The organism is Paenibacillus xylanilyticus (assembly GCF_013359935.1).
GTDB lineage: Bacteria > Bacillota > Bacilli > Paenibacillales > Paenibacillaceae > Paenibacillus > Paenibacillus xylanilyticus.
The window spans coordinates 74,339-87,697 of sequence record NZ_JABMCB010000154.1 but is presented as its reverse complement, the minus strand read 5'-3'; the positions used below and the strand labels follow the sequence as shown (position 1 = coordinate 87,697).

Sequence of the window (13,359 nt, the reverse complement as noted above, 5' to 3'; positions counted from 1 at the left end):
GATCAGGTATGTACACCATCAGTGAAGATACCTCCGTTTAAGTACAGGATATGAATGATTACCTGGCTTAGCTGGCTATACAACAATTTTCTTAGTTTACTCACAAAAATAATATATGGATTCAGAGAATCGAATTCCAATGGGATTCGGTTCTTTTTTTTATAAAGTTACCTATTTGAATTGAAGGAGAGATCACATGCTAAAAAGGATAACACAACTCTTATCTGTATTTTTTGCTGCTGGGGCTTTAACTCTGATGGTAAATACCATCGCTTTAGCCAGTGCCGCACCCATTCAAGTTCATTCCTATGATGAAGTTGATTCCCGCCTGCATGATGCAATGACTAATCACACTGAACAAATTCAGATGGAAGTATTTGCTCCAGCGACCGATATTAATAAGAGTATCGGGGACATTAGAGCAAAACTATACCACTTTGGTGATTACAGCGCCTTTACTCATAAATACATTTCGTGGGAGTGGGACAAATTTAGCTCAGAGCATTTTTCCATTACTTTTTCCATTACATATTTTGAAACTGCAGAACAGGCTGCGTATGTAGATCAAGTAGCAAGAAAAACCGTAAGTGAGATTACTACTCCTCAGATGGATGAGCACCAAAAAGTAAAAGTGATCCATGACTGGATCGTTAGTAAGCTGGAATATGACTACGACTTGAATCAATATTCCGCGTATGCCGGGCTAGTTGATCCCTACAAAACAGTTTGCCAGGGGTACAGCTTACTGGCTAGTAAGATGTTTGATTATGCAGGCATTAAGAACAAGATTATCTTTGGATATCTAAAAAATAACGAGAAAACGACACATAGTTGGAATTTGGTACAATTAGATGACTTATGGTACCACGTAGATTTGACGTGGGACGATACAAGCAATAGCTATACTTATTACAATTTAACCGACGAACAGATAAAACTGAGTCGGACTTGGAATCCTGAATATTATCCTGCTGCTAGCAGCGAATATCGGGAAGAGCTTAAAAAGAAGCATAAGGCCGGGAAGAATGGACTGGATTTCTTACGTCTTGGCCAACTATATCGAAGTATCTATAAACAATCAGTTAATGATTAATGGAGGAACAGGTATGACGAAGCAAGAGAAACTAGAGAAACAAGATATAATTAACCGGAACTTGAGTATCATTGATGAATTTCTCTTCAGTGATGCTCAAGATGATGAACTCAGAAGGAAAGCTATTAAGGATCTCATTGAAGAAAATATGCAACTAATAGATTTAACCTTCGGTTCTGTGCCAGCAATGGCCAATGTAATTTAGTCATGGTGTTGGGTTACCCTGACAATTATATAGTCGAAGCGAACTCTTTATCTTAAATACAGCTAATCATGAGACAGTCTCACTTGCAGTAATGCATAGTGGGGCTGTCTTTTTTTGTATAAGTTGAACGAACTTTACTCTATTAAAAGTTAAAAAGGAGAGGATGAAAGATGGCAGCGGGCGCAACATTTACAACTTCGGAAGAAATCGATCGTATCGTTCAACAAGTAATTGAACGTGAAGAAGAGTTTAAGATATTGAGTGTCGCTCACATCCTAACACGCTTTCGAACGGGCACATGGTACACTAAAGGAAAATTGATTTATGCGAAAACGAAAGTATTATCCAGTTATGAGCGCTTTGAGCTCGAGTCTGAAATACTCATCATGGTCAATAAGCAGGTATGGGAGCATCTCAATGACTCGCAGAAAGAAGCACTGATCTATCATGAGCTATGTCATATCGAAGCCTCTGTAGATAAGCATGGAGCGCCTAAGAACTCCCCCAAAGATGGCCGACCGATATATCGACTACAGAGCCACGACCTGGAGGAGTTTAAATTAGTCGTGGAAAAGTATGGTCTTTGGCGGCCTGATGCACAGGAATTCATGGATTCCGCGAAGAAAGGTGAACAACTAACCATGGACCTCGTTCAATCGGATAACAAACGGCCTGCAGGAAAGGTTATTCATCTAAGGGCCAATTGAGAAAAATGTTCAACCAATGTACGCTCCATTTTGAGGATAAACCCCCCATGCAAAGAGACAAGCATGGCATGATGTCTACTGTTGCCCCTCCTGGGGTATCTCAAATCCAAAGAGGGACGGCAGGCAATAATTCAAATAGCTCCTGTTGTTATCAAGCACTTTGTAAGTTATTAATTCATAGGCGCTCAGGTGGTGTTTTCACTTGGGCGTTTTTTGTTTGCTAGAAGTATTCCGATTCGAAAGGGGAAGAAGCAGAAAGCAGCATTTATAAAGTCCACGATTGTTTTCAAAGCATATAGCTTTAGGGATAGTTCAACCGAAGTATTAGGTGCAAAAATAACCTTGATTTTCGCACGTAACATTTAACCGCTAAGCCCATGGAGACGATAATGTATATAGAGGGGTGTTAGAGCACCAATTAAAAGGAGAGAGTTCATGAAGAAACAGTTTATCAAAATCGCAGGAATAGCACTGGTAGCAGCGCTTGTGGTAGGTACGATGAACATCACGGCATCTAGAGTGCAAGCCGCTACAACTCAATTTTCCGACGTGGAATCGACCCACTGGGGCGCCAGCGCCATTACCAATGGCGTCTCTGAAGGCTATGTCGATGGATACACGAATGGTACATTTAAGCCTGACGCCAGCGTCACACGCGCGGAATTCGTGAAAATGGTCGTTTCGGCCATGGAACTTGAAACCACGCCATCAAGCGGTAAATGGTACACCGAATATGTTGATGCCGCAACCCAAGCAGGCCTGTACGCATCTGCTGATTTCAACAATAGCGAAGCAGCTTGGACGAAAGTCATGACACGCGAAGAAATGGCTCGGCTTGCAGCTCGTGCGATTGGAGAAACGACCAAGGAAGAGGACAAATGGATGTACCTCGCTACGAAATCCGGTCTCATTAAAGGTGTTGGTATAGGGCAAATTGCTCCAAAAGGGCTGACCACACGCGCGCAGGCGATCGTTGTAATCGAACGTATCCTATCCAAGAACACCGGCGCTTCCTTAGACGTCGATAAGTATGCGGTGGGTAGTGCTGAAATTGCATGGCACGGTACGAACATCTTCACCGTGATGCCTGAAATGTGGGTAACAACGGAAGCACAACTGAAACAAGCTGGTAAGTCCTCGGTTGAAGAATTGTGGAATGAAAGCAAAATGACGATCACGTCAAAAAATGAATTGTATCAAGCTAAGCTGGACGCTCTTGTCGCTATTGATCTTGCTGATCCTAACGACCCCAATCGATCCCTACTACCCGATATCAATAGATTGAAATGGTCAAATAACAGAACTACCATTAATGATTTGATGGTTAAAGACCAAAAAAACAGCTACATCCTGTATTTCAAAGGTGGACAAGTTTATAACAAAGCACCGAATAAATATCTGGATCGAAAACGGCTAACTTTCCGTGTTGATGGCTTTGAAAGCCCAGATCTTGATGCGTTTTACTACAATCGTACCCTCAACGGCAGCGCGATGGTTTATCAAGACAAGTTTGAAGATCTCCCCGCCATCATCATTCCAAAGTCTGGAACTGTCCAAAAAGGTAACGATCTTGTTGTGAGACTTGAAACCCCAGCTGGCGGTTCTCTTGCAAGTGATAGCGTAATTCTTCGACTACGGGGTATCCAGTAGATGAAAACCACTCGCCGACGCTTAAAAGTTTGTCGGACTCGTAAGGTTTATTCATCTAGAACCTCATATTTTGAAATCTTATTTACATGGAAGCTAGTTGGCACTTTAACCTACACAGACCTAGGAATTGCGATCGTTTAATAAGACATGCAAATAGAATTGTTGAGAATTTAAACAAGAAAAGAACTCATTGAAAATCGAACTAGGTGATTTTCTCAAACTTGGACTAACTGTTTGATTGCTCAATTCTTATTATTCTAAAGGCAAACGTTAGATTATTAGAAATTAAGAAGGCAAAAAAGTAATCAACTGCGGTTTACACTAGTGGATGATAATAGGAATAGTTGCAGAAGTGCTAACAATCCTTTTTGTATTTCTTTAGGGATAGTTCAACAGGAAGTTTTAGATACAAAAAAACCACTTACTTTCGCAAGTAGCATTTAACCGCTAAGTCCATGGTGACGATAATGTACAATGTATATAAAGGGTGTTCTCCTAAATCCAAGAGCACCAATTAAGAGGAGAGAGTTCATGAAGAAACAGTCTAACAAAATCGCAGGAATTGCACTGGCAGCAGCGCTTGTGCTAGGTACGATGAGCATCACGGCACCTAATGTGCAAGCTGCTACATCTCAATTTTCTGACGTGGAATCAAACCATTGGGGCGCCAGCGCCATTACCAATGGCGTCTCCAAAGGCTATGTCGATGGGTATACAAACGGTACATTTAAGCCAGATGCCAGCGTCACACGAGCCGAATTCGTGAAGATGGTTGTTTCGGCCATGGAACTTGAAACCGTGCCATCAAGCGGTAAATGGTACACCGAGTATGTGGAAGCCGCAAGCCAAGCCGGCCTGTACGCATCTGCTGATTTTAACAATAGCGAAGCGGCTTGGACGAAAGTGATGACACGCGACGAAATGGCTCGGGTTGCAGCTCGTGCAATTGGGGAAACGAGTAAGGAAGAGGACAAATGGATGTACCTCGCTACGAAAGCTGGTCTAATTAAAGGCGTCGGTATAGGGCAGATTGCTCCCAAAGGACTGACCACGCGTGCGCAGGCAATCGTTGTAATCGAACGTATTCTATCCAAGAACACCGGTGCTTCTCTTGAAGTCGATAAGTATGCGGTGGGAAGTGCTGAAATCGCCTGGCATGGTACGAATATTTTTACCGTGATGCCCGAAATGTGGGTAACAACGGAAAAGGATCTGAGACAAGCTAGAAAGAACTCTGTCGAAGAGATGTGGAACGAAGAACGTATGACGATCACGTCAAAAGATGGACTGTATCAAGCTAGGCTTGACGCACTTATCGCCATCGACCTTGCCGATCCCAACGATCCCAACCTTGGGTTGATTAAACCGATGAATACACTCAAATGGTTCAATAACACCACTAATAAGAATCTAATGGTCAAAGATCAGAAAAACAGTTATGTTCTCTATTTCAAGGGCGGAACGGTATTTAACAAAGATACTAAAAGATATAACCCTAATACAACAATTCAATTCCGGGTAGATGGATTTGGTAGTCCTGATCGCGATGCCTTTTTCGATAAAGGTGTGCTAAATGGAACAGCTAGTCTTTATCGCAGTAGCTATTTCGACGTCCCTGGCGTTATAATCCCCAAAACGGGAACTATTCAAAATTACAGCAATTTGGAGATCAGACTGCAAACCCCTGCAGGTGGATGGTGGTTTAGTCAAATCGTTCCTCTTAGTCTGCGAGGAAATCGCGACGACGTCTAATTCTTTCTTGTTTATTAACGAGTAGTATGTTGGGGTACATAAAAACGGACATGTTAATTACATGGCATCTCTTTTGAATTGAGCAATCTCAAAGGTTAGGGTGCGGACAAACTTCGGGTTTTAGCTTTCAGGAATGAGAAAAATGTGCTAAGCAGATGATGACGACAATGTATATAGAGGGGTGTTCTCCTAAATCCAAGAGCACCCATTAAAAGGAGAGAGTTGATGAAGAAACAGTTTATCAAAATTGCAGGAATTGCACTGGCAGCAGCGCTTGTGCTAGGTACGATGAGCATCACGACACCTGGCGTGCAAGCCGCTACCACTCAATTTTCTGACGTGGAATCAAACCATTGGGGCGCTAGCGCCATTACCAATGGCGTCTCCAAAGGCTATGTCGATGGGTACACGAACGGTACATTTAAGCCTGATGCCAGCGTTACACGCGCGGAATTCGTGAAGATGGTTGTCTCGGCCATGGAACTTGAAACCACGCCATCAGGCGGTAAATGGTACACCGAGTATGTTGATGCCGCAAGCAAAGCAGGCCAGTACGCATCTGCCGATTTCAACAATAGCGAAGCGGCTTGGACGAAAGTCATGACACGCGAAGAAATGGCTCGGGTTGCGGCTCGTGCAATTGGGGAAACGACCAAGGAAGAGGACAAGTGGATGTACCTCGCTACGAAAGCTGGTCTCATTAAAGGCGTCGGTATAGGGCAGATTGCTTCCAAAGGACTGACCACACGTGCGCAGGCGATCGTAGTAATTGAACGTATCCTATCCAAGAACACCGGTGCTTCCCTTGACGTCGATAAGTATGCGGTGGGTAGTGCTGAAATTGCATGGCACGGTACAAACATCTTCACCGTGATGCCAGAAATGTGGGTAACAACGGAAGCGCATCTGAAACAAGCTGGTAAGTCCTCGGTCGAAGAAATGTGGAACGAAGAACGTATGACCATCACGTCAAAAGACGGACTTTATCAAGGTAAGTTGGACGCTCTTATCGCTATTGATTTGGCTGATCTTAATGACCCGAACCTAGGACTGCTTGGGCCAATCAACACGCTCAAATGGTTTAACAACCGCCCTTCAATGAAAAATCTGATGGTCAAAGATCAAAAAAACAGCTATGTTCTATATTTTAAAGGCGGAACAGTCTATAACAAAGATACAAAAAAATATAATCCGTCACAGCTTCTACGATACCGTGTAGATGGATTTGATAGTCTTGATCGCAATGCCTTTTTCCAAAAAGGTGTGCTGAATGCATCTGCTAGAGTTTATCGCAATGATCAAACTGACACGCCTGCCGAAATTATCCCCAAAATGGGAACTGTACAAAATAGCGATTTGGTAATTAGACTTCAAACACCAACAGGGGGTTCACTGTTCAGTGAAAATATTTTGCTCCGTCTCAAAGGTAATCGGTAATATTCAATCAATTTAGAAAAAGGAAATCTTCGTATCCGTAAATGAAGAAATAAAAATATAGGTCTTTTGACCAGTATAGAAGAATGGTACAATTATCCTAAAATAATTAGATCTAAAGGGGGGATTCAAATATACTTGAGTCTCAGGAAGGTTACATAGGAATTTGAAATTAGAAAATTAGAAATTAGAAATTAGCATTATAAACAGCTGAGGAGTGATTTTTTGAGTAGATTTCAAAATTCTTTTAAAATGTTCGCAGTATTAACACTAATCTTATCTGCTTCGTTGCAGTTTTCAGGGGCTGCAATCGCAACTGAAAAAAAATCCCAGAACACTAATGTTTATCATTCCATGGGGAAAAACGATCAAACCAAGCTTATACAGTTTCTATATCAATTCACCAATATTTACGAAGAATTAAAAATTGAGAAAGATAACGATGAAGATATTGTACGTTGGTTATATGACGGTATACATTCTTCGAACTTAAAATTTGCTCCTGAACTTGTAAAGGAGAAGAATAAGAAGTTATTCACAAAAGATGGAGACTTTTATTACACTCCATACCCGGCAAGCAAAGTAAATGCATTTCTTAAACGTACACTCGGATTTCAATTAGAAAAAAGAAACTACTACTCTTCAGATAAATTCTTGCTAATTTTGTATAAAAACAATAGCTATTATATTCTTGAACCTAATTACGGTGGAGGAGAGGAATTTACCGTAGCACAGCCTGATTATCTTTACTCAATAGGAAACAACAGATTTTATGTAAAATTTAAAAAGTACTCTTTTGCTTACGATACCTTTGAGGAAAGCGGGTTGAGTTATAAGTTAGCATTTAATCCAAAGCATACTTGGAGCAGTAAAGTTAAAGCTATGAGTTATGAAGAGAAAGGTGGATTTGCGGTTGTAGAGAAAGTGGTGTCCGGGAAGACTTTCAGTTGGAGGTTAGTCAGATTTAATGGAGATAGTAACGGATTAACAGATCAACAAATAAAAGAATTACAAAAAAAATAGCAGAACATCTCTCTAGTATGAGATCAAAAGGAGCTTTCTAATATGAAGCGTTTTGTTACATTATTCTTAATATTTCTTATGGTGTCTAGTTCAACCTCAGCTTATGCTGCTCAGCCTTCCTCGACATGGAAGAGTTCGTACAAAAAAATACTTAATAATTATTTGAAGTCCGAAGATTTCGGACAGGATAATGTCATTACTTTAGTTGATATTGATCAAGATGGAATCCCTGAGTTGTTTGCGGGTCAAGCATATCGAACAGTAAATCATGTGGACTTAGCATATACATTTAAAAATGGTAAAGCAGTTCCACTCAAACAATCTGGTCCTGGACTTTCAGAGGATGAAAGTGGAATAGGTTTTAATCTTGGCATGGAAGGGTTCAATAAAGGCCAAGTTAAAATTTTCGTGAATAAGAAAACAAATAAACAAACAGTGATAGTTAGAGATGGGGCAAGCAGCGCAATTGGTGCGGTTGTGGGTGAATATGCAATTAACCTACAAGGATCAAAAATAGTTAGTCAAGAGATCAGCGTTGCCAACTATTCCGAAGAAGTTGATGATGAGTTCACTTTTAAAGGAAAAAAAGTGAGTAAATCAACATTTGATAAAAATAGAATTAAATATTTTTCACAACTAAAGCAAAAACCTAGCAATGCTACTCATCTGGAGGGTTTATATGTAATAAACATGATTGATGCAGGGTGGTCAAATGATAAGATTATTAATAAGTTCTTAAAGTTATAGCCACTTGTGAATGGGAATACAGTTCGACAACTAGGATTGATTTTATCAATAACATCTACGTGTACGGATGCGTATATGTAGATGTAGATGTTTTACTTAAACGTCATCTTAGATAAATTAAAATGATTGAATTGGAGACCTGCTTAATGAAAAAAGTAACTAGTATATTTCTGTCTATATCAATATTATTTTTGTTAGTAGTTCCTATATCACATGCAAAGAATCTTAATACAGCTCCAGTTATTGAATCGATATACGACAACGCAACAATATATGACGGTACACTTACTTTCAGTGAAGGGCTTGCATGGGTAGTCGTTGACTACAAAGCTGGTGTAATTAATACATCTGGTGATTGGATAGTTGAACCTAAATATGAATTTGATATTTATCGTCTTGGCTCTTATCGATTCAGTGAAGGACTTTCAAGAGTATATGATAAAAAATGGAAATTTATTAATACAAAAGGTGAAGTAGTCATCGAAACAAATTATCAATCAGTCAAAGATTTTAGTGAGGGACTGGCTGCTGTTAAAAAGAATAATTTATGGGGATTCATTGACCATAATGGTAAAGAAGTTATCAAACCTCAATACCAAGATATTGGTGGAATTCTAGGCTATTTGGGGGATGGGTCTGGAGGTTTTAATGAGGGATTAATTGCAGTTAAGAAAAATGGGAAATGGGGATACATTGATAAAAGCGGAAAAACCGTAATTAAATTTCAATATTACATAGCAGATAACTTTAATGAGGGTATTGCTCGTGTTTATCTTGATGAAAATACTAGTAGTAGTAATAGATACATTAACAAAACTGGAAAAATAGTTTTGACTAATGTTACCTCAGTAAAGTTCACAGAGGTCACAGATTTCCATGATGGACTAGCTATCATAGTGGATCCTTCAGGCTATTGGGGAGTCATCAATAAAAAAGGAAAGAAAATAGTTAAGCCGACTCATAGAAAAGAGTATGAAACCATATCTCCATTTAGTGAGGGTATGGCTGTTGTACAAACCGCTTATAACTACGGAAGTCTATATGGATCTATCGATAAAACGGGCAAACTCGTTATAAAACCTAAGTATAGTGATATGAAGGATTTCCATGAAGGTTTGGCTGTTGTCGGAAAAAAAATTAATGGCACTATATTGTATGGCTTTATTGATAAGACAGGAAAAGAAGTGATAAAACCCCAGTACGCTAATGCAGGAAGTTTTAATAGTGGATTAGCTCTCGTACAAGACAGTAGTACACTCAAATATGGATTTATTCATAATCCATTAAAATAATGTTTAATGGATTAAGGTAGTACAGATTTTGCTTAGAAGATAAAAAAGTATCATTCTCTCCTCAAAAATGTGAGTTAGAAGAATCCCTATTTATAGGGGTTCTTTTTTATTTTAGCATTAAGTCAGATATATTCCCGTATTTCGCTGGCAGTAACATATTAAGGCGGGCTAGAAAGGCGATATCTGGGATCTTTCTTTCTCCGTGATTTGTGAAGTTAGGAGAGCTCCCTCACTGAATGAAGATCAAAATATAGAATATCTGAGTAACCTGGAATTGTGGTGGATTAAAAAGTTTGAATTTGAGTATGGGAAAGTGAAAACTTACGCTCCAGCATCTGAAGGATCGATTTAACGATATGGTGGTTAGGCAAAGTACAGTTCCCCTTTGCTATCCCACTGATTTTATATTTGGAGCAATATGCAGTAGATGATGTTCCAAGCCTGTACTCAGGTCCTTATGCTTGTTGGTTACCTATGATGGCCATTATCAACTCTTACTAGTGTCCCTTATTAGTAACAGCATAATCCGAAAGGGTACAATGAGATTCCAGGAGACAAAAATAGGAGCCAACGTGGCGGCTCCTAAACTCTCTGACATCTTCTTGTTAAGGTATCAACTGAGAGATGCCGTCTTCTAAAAACAGAATTACCCCCTCTAATCCAATATACAAAAAGCCGCATCCTGCTATGAAGCAAAAAATGATAGAACTCAAGACGGGATTTGATTTTCCGTATGATTCGCCGCAATGGGGGCATCTCTCAGCGTCTATTGATATTATTTTCCTACAGCCTGTACAGAACATTCTTGTTCGATTGTTTGAAGACTTACGCTTAACTACCTTATCCTTAAAATTAATAACCGTCATATAAAAGAACAAAATTGCTAATCCGAACGCAATTAAAAGCAAGCCTACTCCAAAGATCGTCCCTACAATATCTTTTATCCCTTCTAACATTCCAAGCCTCCGACTTATGTAATCAAACAAGATTAGTCTATCAGAGACATGATATTACTTCCATATATTTCTTTTTAAATCAAGCGAAAGAGTGGTGCAGCCACTGGGCACCATTATTCCTTTGAAAATTACTATACTTGCTTCAATAAATCCTTATTGTTATTCCGGACATTGCCGACCTCTTTGGGCACCTCATAAGCACGCATTTTTGAGGCTTGATATGGTTTGAGAAGACCAAGTAATGATTGAATATTGTCATTTTCTCTTCCAAGCCAATCTGCCTCATCTTCGCACCGCAAGATCACCGGCATACGATTATGGATCTTTTCCATTAAACTGTTCGGTTCGGTTGTAATAATTGTACATGTGCTTAGCTTGTTGCCGTCCGAATCTGTCCATGTATCGTACAAACCAGCTAGAGAGAAGATACTCTCATCCTTCATAAGGATTCGCATTGGCTGTTTAGCAGCTCCTTCTTTCTTCCACTCATAGAATCCATTCGTTGGGATAATGCATCGCTTGGAATTTATCAGCCGTTTAAAGGCGGGCTTCTCCGACAACGTCTCTGCTCTGGCATTAATCATCTTATTCCCGATCTTATCGTCTTTGGCCCAAGATGGTACAAGTCCCCATCGGAGGGCCCCTAATCGGTTACCATGCTTGCTTTCGATAACTGTAGGGATGAATTGCATGGGAGCGGCATTGTAATTCGGCTTATACTCAAATCCGTCCGTTATGGAGGCAGTATACCGGTCTAAAATTGCATTTAAAGGGTCAGTAATCGTAAATCTGCCACACATTGAAAACACCTCCTGCAGTGTATTGTTTTTATAAATATAATCACACGGTAGATGGATTAAACATGGTTGTAGGGCATGTACATTCATCATGAATCCATCGTCTTATCGATATACTTGACCTCGCGATTTAAACGGTTTCCCTATCGATTAAAATAAGCATTTTTGGACCAGAGGTAAAGTTTATATATTTAAAACGTCTAAGTAGCCTGTTGGTAATGTACTTGGAGAGGCTAGCTGGATTTAGCCACTGGTTGTAAAATTGAGCATAACCTATAACCGAGTAGTAGGATCGTATAATAAAGGAACGACCGTTCTATCTGTCGAATTATGATGAAAGGAACAATGGAGGTAATAGAGTATGTCTAATACATTAGATTTAACCGAGTGTGTAATATGTTCATCATGCGCAGCAGATATCTTTGAATTCTTTGAGAAAATGGGGCATCCCATTGCTCCATATGAGCGTTTTGTCAAAGATCATATTGTACCTGAAGATCCAGAAGAAGAAACTGAGGCAGTACACTGTGATGTATGTAATGAAGTGTTAGAAAGCGGAAAAGAGTACCATACAGTTAACGTTCCTCACAGTATGGTAATTTCTATCGCTGATTATCTTTCGGAAGATATCGGTGGCTGTGAACGTTGTCATGGGAACGAACGTAGGGGCTTTGAATACGCCTTCAACAAAGGTGAGCCTGAAGATTCGCACATTGATTTAGGAGGAAGTGCACATACTGCGGGTAGTTTCTTAGATTGGCATGGTGTGCCTGAAGTACTGATCCCTGTGTTTGTTCAATTAATACGATGTAATTGTGGATATGGTCGAGAACACGAAGATGGGAACAATCCAGGTGGTGGAATCTTTAAAGAGGAAGACGATATTTACACCTATAGCGAAGTAGACTACACTTTTGGATTCGGGGAGTTTGAAACGAAAGAATTCTTGGAATTTGCTGAGAGATATGGTGAAAAGATTAGTGATGAAGACCTTTATTCTTTCAAAGAAATCCTCAGAACAAAGCCATTGCTTGCTTATAAAGATGCTACTGGTGTAGCGATCTACAATGTACTTAAATCCCACTTTGATAACGAAAACCATGCTGTCCTGCAATCTAATGAAGTAAAGTTGTACCGGGGAAGAACTCGTCCAAGAGATTCAGGGAAGCAGTTCGAAGTTGAAGACATGTGGGCAGCCCCCCTAGGAAAGACTTCTCATGGGCGTTACAATTTCATTGGGGTATCTGTGCTTTACGTTACGGATCAAGAAAGGGCAATTCCCCTTGAGCTGAATCCAACGCATGACCAACTCATTGATGTTGTTACATTCGACATTTGTAAGAAGAGACTTAAATTATTTGATTTAGGTTCCTTCGATCCTACTTTCCAAGGTTTTTTTAATGAGGTTAATGAGGAAAATAACACCGTGAAATCAGCCTATCTACTCCCAAATTATATCGGCGCATGTTGTAGCGATATTGGTTACGATGGAATAAAGTATTTAGGTGTCCATCAGTCTGAAGAAGGCGTGGAATACGTCAATTATGCTTTGTTTGATATAAAGCACGGGTTGGATTTGGTAGCTGAAAAAGAAGTGAAAACGTATAAACCCAAAATATCGATTGCATTGGAACTGCAAGAGATTAAAAAGCCGGCAGAGCCACTATCTCCAGAGTCCGTATTCTAATTAAATATCTAAAAGT

The 13,359-nt window shown here is 39.9% G+C and carries 12 protein-coding genes; 10 read left to right on the top strand and 2 right to left on the bottom strand.

Going from position 1 to position 13,359, the window contains the following annotated elements; translation table 11 throughout:
- Positions 1–196: 196 nt before the first annotated feature.
- The 9 genes from HP552_RS05350 (at position 197) to HP552_RS05310 (ending at position 9,903) form a co-directional block, all read left to right on the top strand.
- A complete protein-coding gene (locus HP552_RS05350) occupies positions 197–1,093 on the top strand; it encodes a transglutaminase domain-containing protein (protein ID WP_052016863.1) in 897 nt (298 codons plus the stop codon).
- A 13-nt stretch (positions 1,094–1,106) separates the two neighbouring features.
- Complete coding sequence (locus HP552_RS05345; protein ID WP_175394566.1) at positions 1,107–1,298, top strand: hypothetical protein; 192 nt, start codon at positions 1,107–1,109, stop codon at positions 1,296–1,298.
- 170 nt (positions 1,299–1,468) lie between these two features.
- On the top strand, positions 1,469–2,005 hold the full coding sequence (locus HP552_RS05340; RefSeq protein WP_175394565.1) for a putative metallopeptidase: 537 nt from the start codon (positions 1,469–1,471) through the stop codon (positions 2,003–2,005).
- Between the two features lie 435 nt (positions 2,006–2,440).
- Entirely contained in the window at positions 2,441–3,655 is a 1,215-nt protein-coding gene (locus HP552_RS05335) for an S-layer homology domain-containing protein (protein ID WP_175394564.1), read from the top strand.
- A gap of 531 nt (positions 3,656–4,186) precedes the next feature.
- Entirely contained in the window at positions 4,187–5,407 is a 1,221-nt protein-coding gene (locus HP552_RS05330; RefSeq protein WP_175394563.1) for an S-layer homology domain-containing protein, read from the top strand.
- Between the two features lie 225 nt (positions 5,408–5,632).
- Positions 5,633–6,844 carry an S-layer homology domain-containing protein gene (locus HP552_RS05325; protein WP_175394562.1) on the top strand — a complete coding sequence of 404 codons (1,212 nt, stop codon included), beginning with the start codon at positions 5,633–5,635 and terminating at the stop codon, positions 6,842–6,844.
- A 222-nt stretch (positions 6,845–7,066) separates the two neighbouring features.
- On the top strand, positions 7,067–7,864 hold the full coding sequence (locus tag HP552_RS05320) for a hypothetical protein (RefSeq protein WP_175394561.1): 798 nt from the start codon (positions 7,067–7,069) through the stop codon (positions 7,862–7,864).
- Positions 7,865–7,906: 42 nt separating this feature from the next.
- Complete coding sequence (locus tag HP552_RS05315; protein ID WP_024634182.1) at positions 7,907–8,611, top strand: hypothetical protein; 705 nt, start codon at positions 7,907–7,909, stop codon at positions 8,609–8,611.
- A 146-nt stretch (positions 8,612–8,757) separates the two neighbouring features.
- Entirely contained in the window at positions 8,758–9,903 is a 1,146-nt protein-coding gene (locus HP552_RS05310; protein WP_175394560.1) for a WG repeat-containing protein, read from the top strand.
- A 605-nt stretch (positions 9,904–10,508) separates the two neighbouring features.
- Here HP552_RS05310 and HP552_RS05305 read toward each other — a convergent pair.
- Both HP552_RS05305 and HP552_RS05300 read right to left on the bottom strand, forming a co-directional pair.
- Positions 10,509–10,859: a hypothetical protein gene (locus HP552_RS05305; protein ID WP_175394559.1), complete on the bottom strand. Its 351-nt coding sequence runs from the start codon at positions 10,857–10,859 to the stop codon at positions 10,509–10,511.
- 131 nt (positions 10,860–10,990) lie between these two features.
- Entirely contained in the window at positions 10,991–11,659 is a 669-nt protein-coding gene (locus HP552_RS05300) for an SOS response-associated peptidase (RefSeq protein WP_175394558.1), read from the bottom strand.
- Positions 11,660–12,017: 358 nt separating this feature from the next.
- Between HP552_RS05300 and HP552_RS05295 the strand changes: the two genes are divergently transcribed.
- On the top strand, positions 12,018–13,343 hold the full coding sequence (locus HP552_RS05295) for a hypothetical protein (RefSeq protein WP_175394557.1): 1,326 nt from the start codon (positions 12,018–12,020) through the stop codon (positions 13,341–13,343).
- The last annotated feature ends 16 nt before the right edge of the window (positions 13,344–13,359 follow it).